Source organism: Actinorectispora metalli (assembly GCF_056323685.1).
This window is the reverse complement of sequence record NZ_JBREYE010000001.1, coordinates 1682631-1702015: the sequence shown is the minus strand read 5'-3', so window position 1 is coordinate 1702015 and position 19385 is coordinate 1682631. Positions and strand designations below refer to the sequence as shown.

The following is a 19385-nucleotide window of genomic DNA, read 5'->3' as shown; positions in this document are numbered from 1 at the left end:
TCCGCTAGCCGCGGACCGCGCCGCGGGTGGTGTCCGCCCACAGCGCGACCAGGTCGGCGACCTTGGCGTTCTCGGCGGCGGGAGCCTGGTTGAGCTGGTCGGCCAGCCGTTCGGCCCGGTCGCGCATGAGCTCGGCGCGGCGGGCGAGTGATCCGTTCCAGGAGCGCTGCGCGGCCGCGAGGCGGTCGAAGAGGTCGGCCTTCAGCCGCAGCAACTCCACCTCCGGCCAACTCGGCTCTGCGCCGGTCGAGGTGATCTCCGCCATCGCCCTGTCGATCGCACTCGCCACCTTCTTGATGTCCCGGTTCGTGATCATCTCCGCCTCCAGCCGTCGGCCCGCCAACTGACTCCTGTGGGATCACCCAAGCTGCGATAACAACACGGCGATGAGACCCAGGTCACCCCCACACCCCGCTTTCGGGTTGCCGATTCCCCGGTTGGGTCGCCGGTCAGTGGTGGCGGCGGAAGATCACGCCGAGGACGCCGATGGCCAAGCCCGCGGGGGCCAGCAGGCAGGACAGGTTCAGCCAGACGGGAAGATCCTGGTCTCCGGTGACAAACAGGACGAAAGCCGCGATCACCGATAGCACGCCGAGGGTGAAGACCACTACGGCAATCGGCAGAAGCTTTGTCATAACGGCAGACGCGGCCATGGAGATGAGCCTAGCCTGGATATGCGCACGCGTTCTTCAGCGGCGCTCGCTACGCTTGTGGTTACGCGTCCCGCCGGTTGCGGCAGGGGCGCGTTCGTTGTGCGGGGGCCGTCGGCTCTGCCGTACGACGTGGATTCGCAGACGAGGAACGGTGAGGACAGTGCCTAGCGGCAGGGTTAAGTGGTACGACGCGGACAAGGGCTTCGGCTTCGTCACCCAGGAGGGTGGAGAGGATGTCTACGTCCGCGCATCTGCTCTGCCCGCGGGGGTGCAGACACTCAAGCCCGGTCAACGCGTCGAGTTCGGCATGGCCGAGGGCCGTCGTGGCCCGCAGGCCCTGTCCGTCAAGCTGATCGACCCGCTGCCCTCGGTCACCGAGGCGCGCCGCCGTCCCGCTGATGAGTTGCACGGCCTGATCGAGGACATGATCAAGCTGCTGGAGAGCACCGTCCAGCCTGACCTGCGCCGCGGGCGCTACCCGGACAAGCGCGTCTCCAAGCGGATTGGCGAAGTCGTCCGCGCTGTTGCCAAGGAGCTTGATCCTTAAGCTGCTTCGGGTGCGGTGCGGGTAGCGGGCTCTCAGAGGGCCGCTGGCTCCGGGATCCCCTCCTTATGACCAAATCCGGTCACGGCGTCGGGGCTGTCCTCGCCAGCGGCCCTCTGAGAGCCCGCGGGTGGTTGCGTTTGTTGGTGCAAAAGCCCCAGCGACTCCGTCGCTAGGTCGCGCCTCGTCTTGTCGCGGCGTTGTGACGTGCGGGTGCTTCGGGGTTGTTGCGGCTTTGGTTGTGTGGGTTTAGTTGATCGCCAGCGTCCAGGTGGCCTGCTTGACGCCCGCTTCGCCGCGCAGCGGCTGGTTTTTGCCGACGTGGCGGACCTGGACGACGAGTAGCTGATCGGTCTTCTCCGGCAGCCGGAGGGTGTAGGCGTGGCGGGCACTGTCGGTGCCAGCCACGAAGTTGCGGGAGGCGACCTCGTACTCCTCGCCCGCGGTGTTGCGGTACCGCAGCGCCACGTTCCAAATGCCATCGGCCACCTCGCCGGGCACCGAGATCTGCAACGGCAGGCCGGGCGGCACCCGCAGCCTGCCGATCGCGCTCTCGTCGGCGGGGCAGGACTCCTCGGCCCGCAGCGCATCGCACAGCTGGGTCGGCCGCAGCGCCACCGTGTGGCCGTCGGAGAAGAACGTGACCTCGGGGTCGGGAAACGAACTCGCACAGCCGGTCAGCAGGACAAGGCCGGTCAGCAGCAACAGCACACGACGCACGGTGGCGAGCCTACGTGCCCGGCATCAGGTGGCGACCCGGACGGGGTGGATCGGCCGGTCCCCGCCGATGCCGGGGATCAGCGAGCCGCCCCGGTGACACAGCATGGTCTGCGCGAGGCCGATCGCGACCAGGGCGGACAGCACGGTGAAGCCGATCCACCAGGTCGGCGGCAGCAGCACCCCGAGCGCACCGCCGAGCACCCAGGTGAGCTGCAAGAACGTCTCGGACCTTCCGAAGGCCGACGCCCTGGACTCCTCGGGCATGTCCCGCTGGATCACCGCGTCCAGGCACACCTTCGCCAGCGCGCTGCCGGTCAGCGCGCACAGCGTGGTGGCGACCACCGCGGGGATGCCCGCCAGCACCGCGGCGAGCACCGAGCCCGCCAGCGCCAGCCCGATGCAACCGAGCACCACCTCGTCCGGCTTGCCGAAGTGCAGCCGCGCACCGATCCCGTTGCCCACCAGGTTGCCGAGCCCCGCCGCCGCGCCGACCGCGCCGAGCAGCAGAAGCTGCCGGTACGGGGAGTGCTCGGTCTCGGACTTGATCACGAACGCGGGGAACAGCGTGAGGAAGCCGGTGAGCACCCGGATGGAACCGTTGCCCCACAGGGCGACCACCAGGTGCCTGCCCATCGGCTGCCGCCGCGGCTTGTGCGGGTGGGCCGACAGCGAGGCGGGCACCTCGCCCTCGGTGACCTCCACCCAGGCCGGGATGCGCAGGCACATCCACACGCCGACCGCGCCAAGCGCCGCCGTGTACCAGAGGGCGCCGGGGGCGCCGAAGAGTTGCGAGAGCCCCGCGGCCAGCGCGCCGAACACGCCGCCCGCGGCCAATCCGAACACCGCCAGCCGGGAGTTGGTCTTCACCAACGTGATCTCCTCGGGCAGCACTCGCGGTGTGACCGCCGCCCTGAGCACCCCGAAGGACTTGGACAGCACCATCGCGCCCAGCGCGGCGGGATAGAGCAGCCAGTCGTCGAAGTGCAGGGCCATCACGATCGCCAGCACCGCCCGGCCCGCGAAGGACACCGCCAACGCGATCCGCCTGCCGCGTTGCAGCCGGTCAAGCAGCGGGCCGATCACCGGGGCGATCACCGCGAACGGCGCCACGGTGATCAGCAGGTACAGCGCGACCTTCGTCTTGCTCTCCGCGGTTGCCGCTGAGAAGAACAGGGTGTTGGCCAGTGCCACCGCGACCGCGGCGTCCACGGCGTAGTTCAGCATCACCGCATACGTCAGCCGGGCCAGGCCGGACCGGCCCGCGCCATCGGCGTGCGCGGCCCGTCGGAACGCCGCGATGCCCTTGCCGGCGAGCTCCTTGCCGCGGTACATCGCGACCCTGGTGACGGTCAGCTTGCGCGGAAGCTGCGGCGAACCGGCCGTTGGCACCTCGTCCCGCGGCTCCTCGCGTGGCGTCGGCGCGGCCGGCTCGGTGTACGGCGCCCGGTGTGGTCGGGTGGGCCGCACGTAGTCGGGGTCGTGCTCCCACGGGTACTCGCGGCGGGTGGGCGGCACATCCTCGCCGATGGGCTCGGACCGGCGGTCCGGCCTTCGACGGCCACCCGCGCCCCAGCCCGGCCGAGCCCGCCGCCGCGGGCCGGGCTCTTCGCCTGTTTCGGGCCGGGTCACGGTTTCAATCCTGCCTCACGCGGCCGGTACCGGGCACCCGCCACGCGCCCGAGGAGGATCACAGTGGCACGAAACGGACCCGGAACACCGTTGGCCAGCGTTTGCCGGTCAGCAGGAACTCGTCGGTGCCGGGAACGGCGGCGATCCCGTTGAGCACCTCGGGGCCGTCCGGTCCGCTCTGCCCGCCGGGCAGCAGGCCCGCGGCGTCGACGACCGCGGTGACCTCGCCGGTGCCGGGGTCGATCCGCATGATCTCGTCGCTGTTCCAGACGTTGGCGAACACCTGTCCGCCAACGCATTCCAGCTCGTTGAGCTGCGTGACCGGCTGCCCGCCGAGCCGGACGGTGACCCCGCCGCGGGCGGCGAAGGTCACCGGGTCGCGGAAGGTCAGCCGGTCGGTGCCGTCGCTCATCACCAGCGTGTCGCCGCGCAGGCACAGGCCCCAGCCCTCACCTTCGTAGGGCACCCGCGCCACCTCGGCGAAGCTCGCGCGATCGTGGCGGATCGCGACATTGTTCCGCCAGGTGAGCTGCCAGATGTGGTCGCCGACGACGGTGATGCCCTCGCCGAAGAATTCCTTCGGCAGCGCCTTCTGCCGCAGCACCCGTCCGGTGCCGGGGTCCACCGCTCGGAGACCGGACTTCTCCAACAGACCGGTGCCTTCGTAGAGCACCCCGTCGGCCAGTTCCAATCCTTGGGTGTAGGCCGTCGGATCGTGCGGTGAGGTGCCCAGCACGGCGACCTTCAACCTGGTCACCCCGGCGTCCTGTCCCGGCGCGTCGGAACAGGCGGCGAGCAGCAACAACACGGGCAACAGGCCTCGCAACACGCGGTCCAGCGTGCCAGATCACCCGGGAGAACCAGCCGTGTGTGGCCAACCCGGCTGCTTGCGGCACAATCTACAGGTGTGACACCAACCCGCAGCCATCCGGATACCGCAGGCCGCGAGCATCAGCCCGAGCCGGTGCTTGCCGCCGCCGTCGAGCTAGCCCGTGAAGCCGCCCAGTCCGATGTGGGCGAGCAGGAGGTTGGCGCGCACGTCGGCGTGATCGCCGAACCCGACTCCGCGGCGACCCACCTGTTCGAGGCGAACAAGCTCGGCTACGCGGGCTGGCGCTGGGCGGTCACCGTCGCCACCGCGGGCGATGGCGAGCCCGTGACGGTCAGCGAGGTCGTGCTGCTGCCCGGCCCGGACGCCCTGGTCGCGCCCGACTGGCTGCCATGGCAGCAGCGGGTCCGCGCCGGTGACCTCGGTGCGGGCGATCTATTGCCCACCCACGCGGACGACCCTCGGCTGGCGCCCGCCTACCTGGACAGCGACGACCCCGAGGTGCAGGCGGTCGTCAAGGAGATCGGCCTCGGTCGGGTCAGGATGTTGTCCCGCGAGGGCAGGCTGGATGCCGCGCACCGCTGGCTGAACAGCGACTTCGGCCCCGCCAGCGATATGGCACGGCAGGCCCCGGCCGCCTGCGGAACCTGCGGCTTCTACCTGCAACTCGGCGGTTCGCTGCGCGCCGCCTTCGGGGTGTGCGCCAACGAGTTGGCCCCGGCCGACGGTCATGTGGTGCACACCGAGTACGGCTGCGGCGCGCATTCCGAGGTCGAGGTCGAATCGGCGCCGCCGGTGCCGGTGGCGGAACTTGTCTATGACGACGGGGTGCTCGACGTGGCGCTCCGGGACGAGGAACCACCGGCCGAGTGAGCCACGACCCGTTCGGCACCGCAGGACTTCGACAGGCGGTGCTGGACGCCTGGCGTGCCTCCCCGACCCGTTTCCGCGAGGACGCCAACACCGAGGAGGACCTCCGCTTCGGTGGCTACCGGGACCGCTGGTTCGTCGAGCTTGCGCAGAACGCCGCCGACGCCGCCGGCCTGACCGGCAGCCCCGGCGTGCTCCGCCTGTCCACATCGGACGGTGAGTTGCGGGCGGCGAACACCGGTGCCGCGCTGGACGCGGCAGGCGTGGCCGCCTTGGCCTCGCTGCGCGCCTCCGCCAAGCGCCACACCGGAACCGTCGGGCAGTTCGGCGTCGGCTTCGCCGCGGTGCTGGCCATCAGCGACGCGCCCCGCATCGTCTCCCGCAACGGCGGGGTGGCCTTCTCCGCCGAGAAGACCCGGCACGAGGCCGCGCGGGTGCCCGAACTCGCCGAGGAACTCGCGCACCGCGAGGGCGGTGTCCCGGTGCTGCGACTGGTCTGGCCCGCCGAGGAGGACGGCCCGCCCGAGGGATTCGACACCGAGGTGCGGCTGCCGCTCGGCGCCGAGGCCACCGCCGCCGACCTGCTGGCCGAATGCTCCGCCGAGGCCGCCGACCTGCTGCTGGCCCTGCCCTGGCTGGGCCGCATCGAACTGCCGGACGCCGTGTGGTGGCGTGAGGATCTCGGCGGCGACGAGGTGATGCTGCACGGACCGGAGGGCGCCACCCGCTGGCTGGTGCTACGCCGCTCCGGGCACCTGGCGGACGAGGTGCTCACGGGTCTCGGTGCCGAGGCCCGCAAGCGCGCCGAGTGGACCGTCTGCTGGGCGGTCGCCGTGGACACCGACGGCAGGCCGCGGCCCGCCGGGGACGAGGTGCTGCACGCGCCGACACCCACCGATGAGCGGTTGTCGCTGCCCGCCAGGCTGCTGGCGGGCATCCCGATGGAGCCCTCCCGCCGCCGGGTGCTGCCCGGCCCGGCCGCCGACGCCGTGCTGCTGGCCGCGGCGGCGGGCTATCCGGAACTGCTGTCCCGGCTGCCCGCCGCGCACCGCACCGCGCTGGTGCCGCTGCCGGACTTCCCGCGGTCCGAAGTAGACGGAACACTGCGAGAGGCGGTGCTCGGCGCGCTGCGCACCGTCTCGTGGCTGACCGGTGTGGACGGCGAACCGCTGCGGCCCGCGCAGGCCAGTGTGCTGGACACCTACGCGCCCGAGCTGGTCCAGCTGCTCAACGACGTCGTGACCGGCTTGCTGCCCGCCGAGCTGTCCGGACCGGAGCACGCCAAGGCGCTCGCCGCGCTTGAGGTGCCGCGGCTGCGGCTGGCGCGGGTGCTGGAGCTGCTGGCCGGGGTGAACCGCCCGCCCGCGTGGTGGCACGGCCTGTACGAGGCGTTGCTTCCGCTGGTGGAGGCCGATCCGGAGGCCGCCGACGACTTGGGCGCGCTGCCGGTACCGCTGATCGACGGCCGGTCGGTGGTGGGTCCACGCGGGGTGCTGCTGCCCGACCGCGGCTCACCGCTGGTCGACGGGCTGTCCGATGTGGACGTCGTGGGCCTGCGGATCGCGCATCCGGACGCCGTGCACCCGCTGCTTCGGCGGGCGGGCGCGGTCGACGCCGAGGCCGCCGACATCCTTGACTCCGACGCCCTGCGCGCCGCCGTGGAACGCAGCGCGGAGGACGCGGAATCCGGAGTGGACACCGAGCCGCTCGCCGATCTGGTGCTGCGGTTGGTCGGAGAGATCGCACCGGCACCGGGGGAGCGGCCCTGGCTCGGCGCGCTGTGCCTGGCCGATGAGCACGGCGATCCTGCCCGCGCCGACGAGCTGATGCTGCCCGACTCGCCGCTGCGCGACCTGCTCGACGACGACGCGCCGATCGGCGTGCTGCACGAGCGCTACACCGTGAACCGGCCGCGCCGCACGCTGGTCGACGTCGGCGTGCTGGACGGGTTCGTGGTGATCACCGACGAGGAACCCACCGCACCCGAGCACGAACTGGACGCCGAAGAGGACTGGTGGCAGGAGGCCACCGACCCGGCCACCGGCACCCCACCGACGCGGGTGGTCGCCGTGCGGGACCTGGAGCTGATCGCGGAGAAGGCCTGGCCCGCCGCACTGCGTGTGCTCACCGGCACCCCGGAGACGCTGAGCGCCATCCGCGAGCCCGGCGGCTACACCGGCTGGTGGCTGGCCCGCCACGCCCTGCTGGCCGGACAACCGCCGCGGCATTGGCGGCTGCCCGCCGCCACCGAACTCGCGGGCCTGTACGACCCGCTGCCCGACGTCGGGCTGCCCGACTACGCGCCCGCGGCCATCGGGGTGCGTTCCGCGCTGGAGATCGCGGGCACCGACGATGCCGCCGAGGTACTGTCCCGGCTGGCCGACCCGGCCCGCGACATTCCACTGTGGACGACGCTGCACGCCTACCGGGCGCTGGCCGCCGCGGAGCAGGCAGGCCGCCTCACGCTGTCCGATCTGGACCTGCCCGCGCTCGTGCGCACCCTGGACGGAACGCTCGCCGAGGCCGAGGACGCGATGGTTCTGGACGGCCCGTGGCTGCTCGGCGTCTGCGACCCCGACCGCCTGGTCGGCACCGGCGCCTTCGACCCCGAGGACCTGCGCGGCCTCGCCGATCTGCTCGAACTCCCGCTTGCCTCCGAGGACCTGGTCGCCACCATCGCCGCGGGCGGCGAATGGACATCCTGGGCCGAGGTCGAGGGCGTCCCCGAGGCCTGCGCCCTGCTCGACCTCACCCCGCCAGAGGAGCAGTTTCAGCTCCACCGCGAACTGAGCATCGAGGTGGACGGCGAGTCGCAACGCGTGTCCTGGTGGCAGGACGAGCACCTGCACGTCCAGAACAGCCTGCCCAGCCTGGCCCGCGCCCTGGCCTGGGCCCTGGACCGCTGGGAGGACCGCCACTTCCTGGCCGACCTCATCGCCGACCCCTCCGCCCCCACCCTCCTCGGCTGACCAGACTTCGACTTGGTGTCCAAGTCTGTTCGATGACGCCGTTTTACCGGACTTAGGACACCAAGTCCGGTCCGTGACCTGGGTGGGGGTGTCAGAGACCGCGTTGGGCGCTGCGGTTGCCGCGGCGGTTGGCGCGGCGCTGGGCCCAGATCACGGCCAGGCCGAGGAAGCCGAGCAGGAAGCCCGCGAGGCAGACCCACAGCCACACCGTCGGCGGGGCGTGGAAGGCGAAGCGGTTCACGGCGAGCACGATCAGCCCCGCCAGCCAGAGCGCCTGCCCGGCCACGACCGCCGGTACGGGGTCGGCGAGGCGGCGCGGCAGCGGCGGAGGTTGGCGGAGTTCGGTGTCGGGTTGGGTCTGCTCGCCCATGTCAGGCAGGCTACTCCCGCCAGACCCTCCGAGAATCGGGGAGCACCGGATGACCAACGTCGTCGACCGCTACTTCAAGATCAGCGAGCGCGGCTCGTCGGTGAGCCGCGAGGTCCGCGGCGGCGTGGTCACGTTCGTGACGATGGCCTACATCGTGGTGCTCAACCCGCTGATCATCGGCAGCTTCGCCGCTGACGACGCGGGCGCCAAACGCGACCTGTTCGGCAACATCCTCCCGGTCTCCCAGGTCGCCGCGGTCACCGCGCTGGTCGCGGGCGCGATGACCATCCTGTTCGGACTCGTCGTCAACTACCCCTTCGCCATCGCCACCGGGCTGGGCATCAACAGCCTGCTGGCGGTGGCCATCGCACCGCAGATGACCTGGCCGGAGGCCATGGGCCTGGTGCTGGTCAACGGCCTGATCGTGTTGCTGCTGGTAATCACCGGGTTCCGCACCGCGGTGTTCAACTCCGTGCCGCAGCAGCTCAAGTCCGCCATCGCGGTGGGCATCGGCCTGTTCATCACGCTGATCGGCCTGGTCGACGCGGGCTTCGTGCGCAGGCTGCCGGACGCGGCCAAGACCACGGTGCCGGTGGGCCTCGGCATCGACGGCGCCATCGCCTCCTGGCCGACGGCCGTGTTCGCCATCGGGCTGATCATCACCGCGGTGCTGGTCGCGCGGCGGGTGCGCGGCGCGATCCTCATCGGCGTGATCAGCGCGACGGTGCTGGCCATCGTGGTCGAGGCGCTGGTCAAGGCGGGGCCGTCCAAGGGGACCAATCCACGGGGCTGGAACCTCGGCTACCCGGCACTGCCGGAGCAGATCTTGAGCCTGCCCGACCTGTCCCTGCTGGGTGACGTCTCCTTCGGCGCGTGGCTGCGGCTGCCCGCCCTCACCGTCGCGTTGCTGCTGTTCACGCTGGTGCTCACCGACTTCTTCGACACCATGGGCACCATCACCGGCCTTGGCAAGGAGGCCGGGCTGACCAGGCCGGACGGCACCCTGCCCAACGCGGGCAAGGCTCTGTTCGTCGACGGCCTCGGCGCCGTCGCGGGCGGCGCGGCCTCCAGTAGCTCCAACACCGTCTACGTGGAGTCGGCGTCCGGGATCGCCGAAGGGGCCCGCACCGGGCTGGCGAACGTGGTCACCGGCCTGCTGTTCCTGGCCGCGGTCTTCCTCACCCCGCTCTACCAGGTCGTTCCGGTCGAGGCGGCGGCTCCCGCGCTGGTCGTGGTCGGCGCGTTGATGGTGGTCCAGGTCCGCGAGATCGACTTCGCCGACTTCACCATCGGGCTGCCCGCGTTCCTGACCATCGTGGTGATGCCGTTCACCTACTCCATCGCCAACGGCATCGGCGCGGGCTTCGTCAGCTACGTGCTGTTGCAGGCCGCCACCGGGCGGGCCCGGCGGGTGCATCCGCTGATGTGGATCGTGGCCGCGGCCTTCCTGGTGTACTTCGCCATGGCCCCGCTGCGGGCGCTGCTCGGCTGAACCAATCCCGCACTTGACGGTCGACTCACCGCCGATAGTTTGGTATGCTAACGATGTGGCGGACAATGACGGTCGGCAGTCTCTTGCGGGCGAGCTTCGGCTCGCCTTGGTCCGGCTCACCCGCAGGCTGCGGGCCCAGCGTGTAGACCGCAGCGTCACACTCACCCAGCTGTCCGCGCTGAGCTGCCTGAGCCTGCACGGCTCGCTCACCCCGGGCGAACTGGCCGCCAAGGAAGGCGTCCAGCCGCCCTCGATGACCCGGGTGATCGCCGCGCTGGAGGAGAGCGGTCTCGTCCTGCGCCGTCCGCACCCCACCGACGGCAGGCAGGCCATCGTCGAGATCAGCGAGACGGGCCGCGCCTACATCGCCGACGAGGTCACCGCCCGCGAGCGGTGGCTCGACGCTCAACTGGCCGAACTCGACGACGAGGAGCGGGAGGTGCTCGCCAAGGCCGCCCGGATCCTCAGCCGGATGGCAGGAGCCTGATCACGAAGCAAAGGGGGACGCACTAGGTGCCGGCACTGGTCGGAAACCAATCAGAGGGAGATCCACAGAAAACGCCAGCAGGCCCGCGGACCGCGTCGGACGCCGACAGCGGTCGGAAGCAGGGCGCGGGCGGTGCCCACCAGGACCGCCTCCAGCAGAACTCGACCGGACCGTCCGAGACCACCCGCGAACGTGGGCGCATGTTTGCCTCACTGCGGGTCCGCAACTACCGGCTCTACGCCAGTGGGCAGATCGTCTCCCTGCTCGGCACCTGGATGCAGCGCATCGCCCAGGACTGGCTCGTCTTCAAACTCTCCGGCGACTCGCCCGTCGCGCTCGGCATCGCGGCGGCGCTGCAGTTCACCCCGATCCTCCTGCTCACCCTCTGGGGCGGCGTGCTCGCCGACCGGGTGGACAAGCGTCGCATGCTGATCATCCTGCAAACCGGCATGGCGGGCTGTGCCCTGGTGCTCGGCATGCTCGACATCACCGGCACCGTGCAGCTGTGGCACGTCTACGCGCTCTGCCTGATCATGGGCTGCTTCGCCGCGCTGGACGTCCCGGTGCGCCAGTCCTTCGCCGCCGAAATGGTCGGCCCCGACCACCTCGCGAACGCGGTGGCGCTCAACGCGATGACCTTCAACACCGCGCGCATCGTGGGTCCCTCGCTGGCGGGCGTGATGATCACCTGGACCGGCACCGGCTGGATCTTCCTGATCAACGTGCTCAGCTACGCGGCCATAACCTACGGCCTGTTCCGGATGAACGTGGGCGAACTGCACCGTTCGCCGGTCACCTCCGCCCGGCGCGGCCAACTCGCCGAAGGGCTGCGGTATGTGTGGGGCAGGCCCGACCTGGTGCTGGTGCTCGCCCTGATGTTCTGCGTCAGCACCTTCGGGCTGAACTTCTACGTCACCCTCGCGGTGATGACCAGGACCGTCTACGGCCTCGGCGCGGACGTCTACGGCTGGCTCGCCGCGGTGCTCGCGGTCGGCACGCTGGCGGGCGCGGCGATCGCTGCCCGACGCAGGCCGGGCACCCAGCCGACGGCGATGCTGCTGTTCGCCTCGGCGCTCGGCTTCGCGGTGCTGGAGATCCTGGCAGGGTTCGCCCCCACCCCGTACCTGCTGGCGCTGGCGCTGATCCCGACCGGCATGGCCACCGCGTTGTTCACCACGGCCGCCAACAGCTTCACTCAGCTCAGCGTCGAACCGCGGTTGCGCGGCCGCGTGATGGGTATCTACATGCTGTTGTTCCTCGGCGGCACCCCGCTGGGCGCTCCCGCGCTCGGCTGGCTCGGCGAACATGTCGACGGCCGAGCCCCGGTGGTGGTCGGCGGCGCGATCACCTTGGTCGCCGCGCTGGTCTGCGGGGCGTTGATGCTGCTCAGAGCCCGCCGACAGGCCATTGTGGAACAACCACTTGCGCAGCCTGATGAAGTTAGGCTAACCTAAATCTCGTCCGCTTCGTGGTGGGAGCGGCAGTCAGTTCGGGAACAGATGAGGCCCCGCACTCCATGGGTGCGGGGCCTCATCGCGTCCAGAATACCTGTGAAAAACCCGTGAGTGGCAACCGAGGTCGCCACTCACGGGTCTTCAGCCGGCAGCTTCGCCTGTCGGAGCATCCACCGCCGGGGCTTGGGGATCAGGCCGTCGGCTTGATCGGGCTCTCGCTCGCAACGGCCGCGGTGAAGCGGCGGGTCACGTCGGCCCAGTTGACCAGCGACCAGAGTTTCTGGACGTAATCCGGGCGCACGTTGCGGTACTGGAGGTAGTACGCGTGCTCCCAGGCGTCGAAGACCAGCAGCGGAGTGGTGCTCATGCCCACGTTGCCGTGGTGGTCGTAGACCTGCTCGACGATCAGCCTGCGGCCGTAGGGCTCCCAGGCCAGCACGCCCCAGCCGGAGCCCTGGACGGTCGCGGTCGCGGTGGACAGCTGCTTGGCGAAGTTGTCGAAGGCGCCGAAGTGCTCGTCGATGGCCGCCGCCAGCTCACCGTCCGGGCGGTCGCCGCCCTCCGGGCTGAGGTTGTTCCAGAAGATCGAGTGCAGGACGTGGCCGGAGAGGTTGAAGGCGAAGGTCTTCTCCAGGCCGACCAGCCCGCCGAACTCCTGCCTGTCGCGGGACTCCGCGAGCCGCTCCAGGGTGTCGTTGGCGCCCTTGACGTAGGCGGCGTGGTGCTTGCTGTGGTGCAACTCAAGGATCTCGCCGGTGATCGCGGGCTCAAGCGCCGCGTAGTCGTAGGGCAGATCGGGGAGCTGGTAGTTCGACATTCCGCCTCCCGTGCAGAAGCGATGGTGGTGGTGTGGAGCCGTCAGTCCTTGTTGACACTATCTTGCTATTGCATATGTCTTGCAACACGGCGGCGTGACCCAGATCATGATCGTGACTACCTACTGCAACGCACTGGCAACAACCCGGTTCGCGGCTTGGCCCGCGGGCACCGGATGCCGCACGATGCAGGCACTACCCGCGTTCCGGCAGGGAAAGTCCGGTCGAAGTCCGGCGCTGACCCGCAACGGTGGGCCGCTCTCTCGGCGGCAAGCCCGATCGCCTGCCGTGAACGCGAGCGGCTCCACGGCATCCGGGTCTCGGATGCCACCGTCGAGGTCTGCGGATCGGAGCCCGGTCCGCCTTCCGGCGTCCGGGCGAGGAACTCGGACCGCTCTCCGGGAAGGCATTTCATGCGTATTTCCAGGCTGATCGCCCTGGCCGCGGCCGCACTCGCGGTGACAGCGGGATGTTCGGCACCTCAGCAGAACCAGTCGCCGCAGGCAGGCAGTCGGGTGGAGGTCACCAACTGCGGCCGCACCCAGGTCTTCGACTCGGTGCCCAAGCGCGTGCTGGTCATCCACCAGCACGCCACCGAGATCCTGGTCGCGCTGGGACTGACCGACCGCATCGTGGGCACCGCGTTCCCCGATGACAACAAGGCACCCGACCGGATCGCGGCGGACTACGCCAAGCTCAAGTTGATCGCCGAGAAGCAGCCCTCCACCGAGCAGATCCTGGCCGCCGAACCGGACCTGGTGGTCGGCGGCTACGCGAGCGCCTTCGCCGACAAGGAGGGCACCAGCCGCCAGACGCTGGAGGAGAAGGGCGTCCGCACCCTGCTGCTGTCGGAAAGCTGCTCGCCCGGTGCGGGCACCCTCGATCACCTGACCACCGACCTCGAGATGTTCGGCAAGGTCTTCGGTGTCGGGGACCGGGCCAAGCGGCTTTCCGAGGAGATCACCGGCAAGATCGCCGAGGTGGCGGCCAAGCTCGCGGGCGTGCAGCCGGTGCCGGTGTTCGTCTACGACAGCGGAACCCAGGCCGCGTTCACCATCGGCCGCCGCGGGCTCGCCACCGTGCTGCTGACCAAGGCGGGCGGCCGCAACCTCTTCGACGACGTGGACAAGGAGTTCGGCGACGCAAGCTGGGAGCAGGTCGCCCAGCGCGGCCCCGAGGCCGTGGTGATCGTGGACTACCTGGCCACCGAGAACGTCGACGCCAAGCGTGCCTTCCTGGAGTCGCACCCGCTCGCCGGCGGCACCCCCGGTGTGCGGAACAAGCGCTATCTGACCGTCAACCTGGTCGACATCATCGAGGGCGTCCGGATCGGCGACACCGTGGAGAAGCTGGCCCGCGGCCTGCACCCGCAGGCCTTCCGGTGACTGCGGCCGTGTCCGGAAGGGCAGGCGCCCGCCGCCTGCCCTTCGGGCTGCTGCTGATCGTGCTCGCGGTGGCGCTGGTCCTGCTGTGCGCCATCGCCCTGTCGGTCGGCTCGGTGACCCTGCCGCTGGGCGATGTGTGGGGGATCGTGCTGCACAAGCTGTTCCCCGGTGCCGTCGAATCCTGGTGGTCGCCGGTGCGGGCCTCGATCATCTGGGACTCCCGACTGCCCAGGGTGCTGCTCGGCGCCGTGGTCGGCGCGGCGCTGGCCACCGCGGGCGCCATCGCGCAGATCGCCACCCGCAACCCGATGGCCGACCCGTACCTGCTGGGCGTCTCCTCCGGCGCGGGCCTGGTCGTGGTGCTGATGGTGGTCAGCGGTGTCGGCTTCTTCGGTCCGCTCACCCAGCCGCTGGGCGCGTTCCTCGGCGGTTTCGCCGCGCTGCTGATCGCGTTGCTGATCAGCGGCCGGGCCGGTTCGGTGACGGTACTGGTGCTCGGCGGCCTCGCCGTCGCCGAGACCTTCAGCGCCCTCACCTCGCTGGTGATCTTCACCAGGGCGAAGACGCAGCAGGTCGAGCAGGTGCTGTTCTGGCTGGCGGGCGGCCTCGGCGACGCCCGCTGGGGCAGCCTCGGCCTGCCTTCGCTGATGCTGCTGCTGGTGGTCGCGGCGGGCATGGCCGCGGCCCGCTGGATCAACGTCCTGTACGCGGGCGACGACGGGGCGGCGGCACTGGGCGTCAACGCGGGTGTGCTGCGCATCCTGCTGCTGGCCGGGGTCTCGCTCGCCGCGGGCGCCTCGGTCGCGGTGGCGGGCGGCATCGGCTTCGTCGGGCTGCTGGTGCCGCATGCCGCCGGATTCCTCGTCGGGGCGGACACCCGCAGGCTGCTCGCGGTGTCCGCGCTGCTCGGTGCCGGTTTCCTGGTGACAGCGGACCTCGCGGGCCGGGTGTTGGGCGGCAGCGAGGACATCCCGGTCGGCGTGATCACCGCGGTGTTGGGCGGACCGGTGTTCCTGATCGCACTCGCCCGCTACCGCAGGAGGTTCCGATGACCGGCCGGGTGATCCCGATCGACCGTTCCAGTCCCCTGCCGCCGGATGTGCCGATGGGCGTGGCCGCCAAGGACGTCCGGATCGCGTTGGGCGGCAGGCCCATCCTGCACGGCACCGACCTGGCCGTGCGTCCCGGCGAGGTGTTCGCGCTGGTCGGCCCGAACGGCAGCGGCAAGAGCACCCTGCTGCGCACCCTGTACCGGGCGCTGACCCCGGACGGCGGGGTGATCGAGGTGTGCGGCCGCGGCACCACCACCCTGCGCCGCGCCGAGCACGCCCGCCTGCTGGCCGCGAGCACCCAGGAGCCGGAGCACGTCGCCGCGCTGACCGTGCGCGAGGTGGTCGAACAGGGCCGCACCTGCCATCGCGGCTGGCTCTCGCCGCTGGACGCCGAGGACGCCGACGCGGTGGCGGCGGCGCTCACGGCCACCGAGTTGACCGCGCTGGCCGATCGGGACGTCCGTTCCTTGTCCGGCGGCGAACGCCAGCGGGTGTCCATCGCCAGGGCGCTGTCCCAGCGGCCGAAGGTGCTGGTGCTGGACGAGCCGACCAACCACCTGGACCTGCGGCACCAACTGGCGCTGCTGAACCTGCTGCGCACCCTCGCCGCCGACGGCCTCGCGGTGCTGCTCACCCTGCACGACCTGCGGCTGGCCGTGGAGTACTGCGACCGGCTCGCGGTGCTGGACGACGGCAGGATCGCCGTGGTCGGCGCCCCGGGCCGGGTGCTCACGCCCGCCCTGCTCGCCGAGGTTTTCGGCATCGCGGCCGAGGTCACCACCGGCACCGCCCGCCCCACCCTCCAACTGCACGGCTTGTCCCTCAACCGGTTGGAAAAGCGCTGATCACGGGCGTTTCAGGACGCGCGGTCCCGCCCGGGCATGTTCCCCTCGGAGGCGGACCTTCACCCACTGCGGAGGGGAACCGCACATGCCCGCCCGGCTCCGACTGCGCGCGATGCTGGCCGTCGCGGCGATCGGCCTCGCCTCGCTGGTGTTCCCACCGGCCGTCGCGCAGCAGCCCGAGCCGCGCACCACCGACCAGGTGCTAGGCGCGGCGGGCTGGCTCGGACGGCAGTTGGGCGCGAAGGGCCACCTGACCTACGCCTTCGAAGGGCAGGAGTACCCCGACGAGGCAGGCACCGCCGAGGCGGTACTCGCACTGACCGCTGCCGGGGTGGGATCGGGCGAGGCGCGCCGCGCCACCGACTGGCTGGCGTCCAGGGTCACCGGGTCCACCGGCCCGCCAGGGAGCACCCGCAACCCCGAATACACCGCCCGCTACCTGCTCGTCGCCCTGGCCCAGGGCCGTGACCCAAAGGCCTTCGGCGGACACGACCTCGTGGCCGACCTGCTCGCCGTCCAGCAGCCCAACGGCCGGTTCGGCGCCAAGGACACCGCGGGCTCCGGCAGCATCGCGGGCACCCGCACCCAGGCCACCGCGATCGTCGCACTGCACCGCTACGGCAACGGCACGCTGAACAAGGCCGCGGTGGACTACCTGCTCTCCAACCAGTGCTTCTCCGGTGGCTTCCCGGCCCGGTTCCTCGCCGACGAGCCCACCGCCTGCGGCGCATGGACCACGGTGCCGCCGGTGGTGGTCGAGGCGCTCGCGGTCACCGGCAACACCGAGCCGATGCGCCGCGCCGTGCGGTGGATCGAGATCTACGCCGCGGGCACCTTCCGGGTGAACTCCGGCGACCTCGGGGGATTCGTGCTCAGCTTCGCCCAGGGCGGCAGGCCCCAGTCCGCGACCCACACCAGCAGACGCCTGCTGACCAGGCAGTACGACTGCCGCGCAGGCGAGGAACTGCGGGGCGCGCTGGGCTACCGCACGCCCGCGGACACCCCGCTGCCCGCGGTCGTGGCCGAGGCCGTGCTCGGCGCCCGCAAGATCCCGCTGCACCAGCTGAACTCCGCGGGCGCCAAACCCGAACTGCCGGTGCTGGTGTGCCCGGAGGTCGCCGCGCCGACTAGTAGCCGGTAGCGCCGTCGATCCGCTCCCGCAGGAGATCGGCGTGCCCGTTGTGCCGGGCGTACTCGGCGATCATGTGCACCAGGATCCTGCGCAGCGACACCGGCTCCCCGGTCAGCTTGCGCACCCCGGTCTCCGCCAGCCCCGCCACCCGCACGATCTCCCGTGACCGCTCGCACTCCGCCCGCCACAGCGCGAAGGCTTCCGCCGGGTCACCGTCCAACCGCTCGAAGTCCTGGTCGGGATCGTCGTCGGAGTAGTACAGCAGCTGCAGGTCCTCCTGGGCGAACTGGACCCGGAACCACCACCGCTCCACCCCGGTCAGGTGCCGCAGCAGCCCGTGCAGGCTCAGCCCCGACGGAGGGATGGCCTTCTCCGCAAGCTGCGCGGCCGACAGCCCCGCACACTTCAACTCGAAGGTGGCGCGGTGGTAGTCCAGGAACGAGGTCAGGATCTCCCGCTCGTCCCCGATCTGCGGCGGCACCACCCGCACCTCGTCGGCCATGGCCTGCGAGTAGTTCTGCTCCGGCACCTCTGTCATGCCCCACCCTGACACCCGCTGCCGACATTCCCCGACCGGCCCACGGGTTGTGGCGCCCTGAACCCGAGACATGATCGGGTCAAGGCGCCACACCCGTGGTCAGCCGACCGGCCAGGTGTGGGCCGGTTCGTTGGTCTGGCTGAGCTCGATATAGCTGCGCAGCATGCCGTGCAGCGCCGTCATCCGCGACGCGCCCCGACTCTCCAGCATGGCCACGGTCTCCCGCTGCCACACCGAGCCCGTTCGGCGGGTCACACAGCGCTGCTCGATCACGTCCAGATACCGCTCCCGCGCGGTGTCGGAGACCCCGAGCATCCGCAGCCCCTCGTGGGCCATCGGCAGCAGCCGCCGCAGCACCAGCTCATCCGGCGGCACCCAACCCACACCCGGCCAGTACAGCTGGGCATCGAGTCCCTTGCGCGCCCCGGCGAAAAAGTTCTCCTCGGCGGCCTGGAACGACATCTGTGTCCACAGCGGACGGTCATGTTCGGTCAGCGCCCGCTGCGCACCGTAGAAGAACGCCGCATTGGCCAGCATGTCGATCACCGTGGGCCCCGAGGGCAGGACCCGGTTCTCGACCCGCAGGTGCGGCACCCCGTCGTTGACGTCGTACACCGGCCGGTTCCACCGCCACACCGTCCCGTTGTGCAGCCTCAGTTCCGAGAGGTTCGGGGCCGCACCCTCCTCCAGGGCCTCCAGGGGGTCTTCCTCGGAGACCTCCGGCAGCAGGGCCGGGAAGTAGCGAACGTTTTCCTCGAAGAGATCGAAGATCGAGGTGATCCAGCGCTCGCCGAACCACACCCGTGGCCGCACACCCTGGTTGCGCAGTTCCTCCGAGCGGGTGTCGGTGGCCTGCTCGAACATCGGGATGCGGGTCTCGTGCCAGAGCGCCTTGCCCAGCGCGAACGGGCTGTTGCCCGCGAGCGCCACCTGGATGCCCGCCAAGCTCTGCGCCGCGTTCCAGTGCGCGGCGAAGTCATCCGGGTTGACCTGCAGGTGCAGCTGTACCGAGGTGCAGGAGGACTCGGGCAGTATCGAGTCGATGGTGCGCTTGAGCCTTTCCGGGCTGCGGCCCCGCAGCGGCACCCCCTCCATGTTGATCTCCATGTGCTCGCCGCGGGCGGCGAGGATCTCCTCGTTGAGCAGCGCGTACCGCGGGTTCACCGAAAGCCAGTGTCGCTCGAAGTGCTCCGACCGCAGCGTCGGCAACGAGCCGATCATGACGAGCGTGGTGCCCGCGTCCTGCGCCTTGACGTTGGCCGCGGTGAGTGAGGAGCAAAGCTCGCGTTCCAGGTCCAGTGCCTCGTCGCCCGCCAGTGGCCGCGGCGCGACGTTGATCTCGATGTTGTGCTGGCCAAGCTCGGTCGTGTACGCAGGGTCGTTGATCTTCTCCAGCACGACGGTGTTCGCCATTGCCGGTTCATAGCGCTCATCGACAAGGTTCAGCTCGATCTCCAGCCCCATCTGTTGTCTGGGAAAGGAGAAGCTGTTCTCTGCGAGCATTCTCGCCAATGCGTCGAGGCAGCGTTTCACCTTGTTTCGGTGACGCTGGTAGTCCTCGCTCAAGAACTTCCGGTTGGTCAGGTCCTTTCCCATGCCGC

At 70.6% G+C, this 19385-nt stretch carries 19 protein-coding genes; 10 read left to right on the top strand and 9 right to left on the bottom strand.

The genetic code is table 11. The features are described 5' to 3' along the window. Positions 1-4: 4 nt before the first annotated feature. The gene (locus ACU6XJ_RS07805; protein ID WP_476308082.1) at positions 5-316 is read right to left on the bottom strand and encodes a hypothetical protein; all 312 of its coding nucleotides are present in this window, start codon (positions 314-316) and stop codon (positions 5-7) included. A gap of 133 nt (positions 317-449) precedes the next feature. After that, on the bottom strand, positions 450-653 hold the full coding sequence (locus tag ACU6XJ_RS07800) for a hypothetical protein (RefSeq protein ID WP_476308080.1): 204 nt from the start codon (positions 651-653) through the stop codon (positions 450-452). A 160-nt stretch (positions 654-813) separates the two neighbouring features. On the opposite strand from ACU6XJ_RS07800, the gene ACU6XJ_RS07795 reads away from it, so the two are divergent. Then, positions 814-1200, top strand: coding sequence for a cold-shock protein (locus ACU6XJ_RS07795; protein WP_476313844.1), 387 nt, complete (start codon positions 814-816; stop codon positions 1198-1200). A gap of 246 nt (positions 1201-1446) precedes the next feature. Here ACU6XJ_RS07795 and ACU6XJ_RS07790 read toward each other — a convergent pair whose 3' ends face one another. From ACU6XJ_RS07790 to ACU6XJ_RS07780, 3 genes are read right to left on the bottom strand one after another with little or no spacing between them, the layout of a single operon-like run. Beyond that, positions 1447-1917, bottom strand: coding sequence for a DUF2771 family protein (locus tag ACU6XJ_RS07790; RefSeq protein ID WP_476308078.1), 471 nt, complete (start codon positions 1915-1917; stop codon positions 1447-1449). 24 nt (positions 1918-1941) lie between these two features. Continuing rightward, positions 1942-3546, bottom strand: coding sequence for an MFS transporter (locus tag ACU6XJ_RS07785; RefSeq protein WP_476308076.1), 1605 nt, complete (start codon positions 3544-3546; stop codon positions 1942-1944). A gap of 58 nt (positions 3547-3604) precedes the next feature. After that, complete coding sequence (locus ACU6XJ_RS07780) at positions 3605-4372, bottom strand: glutaminyl-peptide cyclotransferase (protein ID WP_476313843.1); 768 nt, start codon at positions 4370-4372, stop codon at positions 3605-3607. An 81-nt stretch (positions 4373-4453) separates the two neighbouring features. On the opposite strand from ACU6XJ_RS07780, the gene ACU6XJ_RS07775 reads away from it, so the two are divergent. Then, positions 4454-5248, top strand: coding sequence for a DUF3027 domain-containing protein (locus ACU6XJ_RS07775; protein WP_476308075.1), 795 nt, complete (start codon positions 4454-4456; stop codon positions 5246-5248). Then, positions 5245-8214 (top strand): sacsin N-terminal ATP-binding-like domain-containing protein, encoded by a 2970-nt coding sequence (locus ACU6XJ_RS07770; protein ID WP_476308073.1) that lies wholly within the window; start codon positions 5245-5247, stop codon positions 8212-8214. The genes ACU6XJ_RS07775 and ACU6XJ_RS07770 overlap by 4 nt, the downstream gene beginning before the upstream one ends. 91 nt (positions 8215-8305) lie before the next feature. Here the strand turns inward: ACU6XJ_RS07770 and ACU6XJ_RS07765 are convergent, their stop codons facing one another. Continuing rightward, entirely contained in the window at positions 8306-8584 is a 279-nt protein-coding gene (locus ACU6XJ_RS07765) for a DUF2530 domain-containing protein (RefSeq protein WP_476308071.1), read from the bottom strand. Between the two features lie 49 nt (positions 8585-8633). Here ACU6XJ_RS07765 and ACU6XJ_RS07760 point away from each other — a divergent pair, with 49 nt between their 5' ends. The 3 genes from ACU6XJ_RS07760 (at position 8634) to ACU6XJ_RS07750 (ending at position 12017) form a co-directional block, all read left to right on the top strand. Further along, entirely contained in the window at positions 8634-10076 is a 1443-nt protein-coding gene (locus tag ACU6XJ_RS07760; RefSeq protein WP_476308069.1) for an NCS2 family permease, read from the top strand. Between the two features lie 55 nt (positions 10077-10131). Further along, positions 10132-10563, top strand: a complete 432-nt coding sequence (locus tag ACU6XJ_RS07755) for a MarR family winged helix-turn-helix transcriptional regulator (protein ID WP_476308067.1) — start codon at positions 10132-10134, stop codon at positions 10561-10563. A gap of 200 nt (positions 10564-10763) precedes the next feature. Continuing rightward, on the top strand, positions 10764-12017 hold the full coding sequence (locus ACU6XJ_RS07750) for an MFS transporter (RefSeq protein WP_476308065.1): 1254 nt from the start codon (positions 10764-10766) through the stop codon (positions 12015-12017). A gap of 190 nt (positions 12018-12207) precedes the next feature. On the opposite strand, the gene ACU6XJ_RS07745 is transcribed toward ACU6XJ_RS07750, so the two are convergent. Continuing rightward, positions 12208-12834 carry a superoxide dismutase gene (locus ACU6XJ_RS07745; protein WP_476308063.1) on the bottom strand — a complete coding sequence of 209 codons (627 nt, stop codon included), beginning with the start codon at positions 12832-12834 and terminating at the stop codon, positions 12208-12210. Between the two features lie 411 nt (positions 12835-13245). Between ACU6XJ_RS07745 and ACU6XJ_RS07740 the strand changes: the two genes are divergently transcribed. The 4 genes from ACU6XJ_RS07740 (at position 13246) to ACU6XJ_RS07725 (ending at position 17255) form a co-directional block, all read left to right on the top strand. After that, positions 13246-14217, top strand: a complete 972-nt coding sequence (locus ACU6XJ_RS07740) for an ABC transporter substrate-binding protein (protein WP_476308061.1) — start codon at positions 13246-13248, stop codon at positions 14215-14217. 8 nt (positions 14218-14225) lie between these two features. Further along, on the top strand, positions 14226-15269 hold the full coding sequence (locus ACU6XJ_RS07735) for a FecCD family ABC transporter permease (RefSeq protein ID WP_476308059.1): 1044 nt from the start codon (positions 14226-14228) through the stop codon (positions 15267-15269). Beyond that, positions 15266-16114, top strand: coding sequence for an ABC transporter ATP-binding protein (locus ACU6XJ_RS07730; protein WP_476308057.1), 849 nt, complete (start codon positions 15266-15268; stop codon positions 16112-16114). Before ACU6XJ_RS07735 ends, ACU6XJ_RS07730 begins: the two co-directional genes overlap by 4 nt. An 85-nt stretch (positions 16115-16199) precedes the next feature. Further along, complete coding sequence (locus ACU6XJ_RS07725; protein WP_476308055.1) at positions 16200-17255, top strand: hypothetical protein; 1056 nt, start codon at positions 16200-16202, stop codon at positions 17253-17255. Here ACU6XJ_RS07725 and ACU6XJ_RS07720 read toward each other — a convergent pair. Both ACU6XJ_RS07720 and ACU6XJ_RS07715 read right to left on the bottom strand, forming a co-directional pair. Further along, complete coding sequence (locus ACU6XJ_RS07720) at positions 17242-17784, bottom strand: DinB family protein (protein ID WP_476308053.1); 543 nt, start codon at positions 17782-17784, stop codon at positions 17242-17244. The genes ACU6XJ_RS07725 and ACU6XJ_RS07720 overlap by 14 nt on opposite strands. Before the next feature lie 99 nt (positions 17785-17883). Continuing rightward, positions 17884-19380: a glutamate-cysteine ligase family protein gene (locus ACU6XJ_RS07715; protein ID WP_476308051.1), complete on the bottom strand. Its 1497-nt coding sequence runs from the start codon at positions 19378-19380 to the stop codon at positions 17884-17886. Positions 19381-19385 lie beyond the last annotated feature (5 nt).

Coding starts and splice junctions, on each gene's coding strand:
- ACU6XJ_RS07805 (WP_476308082.1), bottom strand. CDS start 316: ATGATCACGAACCGGGACATCAAGAAGGTGGCGAGTGCGATCGACAGG.
- ACU6XJ_RS07800 (WP_476308080.1), bottom strand. CDS start 653: ATGGCCGCGTCTGCCGTTATGACAAAGCTTCTGCCGATTGCCGTAGTG.
- ACU6XJ_RS07765 (WP_476308071.1), bottom strand. CDS start 8,584: ATGGGCGAGCAGACCCAACCCGACACCGAACTCCGCCAACCTCCGCCG.
- ACU6XJ_RS07760 (WP_476308069.1), top strand. CDS start 8,634: ATGACCAACGTCGTCGACCGCTACTTCAAGATCAGCGAGCGCGGCTCG.
- ACU6XJ_RS07750 (WP_476308065.1), top strand. CDS start 10,764: ATGTTTGCCTCACTGCGGGTCCGCAACTACCGGCTCTACGCCAGTGGG.
- ACU6XJ_RS07745 (WP_476308063.1), bottom strand. CDS start 12,834: ATGTCGAACTACCAGCTCCCCGATCTGCCCTACGACTACGCGGCGCTT.
- ACU6XJ_RS07740 (WP_476308061.1), top strand. CDS start 13,246: ATGCGTATTTCCAGGCTGATCGCCCTGGCCGCGGCCGCACTCGCGGTG.
- ACU6XJ_RS07730 (WP_476308057.1), top strand. CDS start 15,266: ATGACCGGCCGGGTGATCCCGATCGACCGTTCCAGTCCCCTGCCGCCG.
- ACU6XJ_RS07725 (WP_476308055.1), top strand. CDS start 16,200: ATGCCCGCCCGGCTCCGACTGCGCGCGATGCTGGCCGTCGCGGCGATC.
- ACU6XJ_RS07720 (WP_476308053.1), bottom strand. CDS start 17,784: ATGACAGAGGTGCCGGAGCAGAACTACTCGCAGGCCATGGCCGACGAG.
- ACU6XJ_RS07715 (WP_476308051.1), bottom strand. CDS start 19,380: ATGGGAAAGGACCTGACCAACCGGAAGTTCTTGAGCGAGGACTACCAG.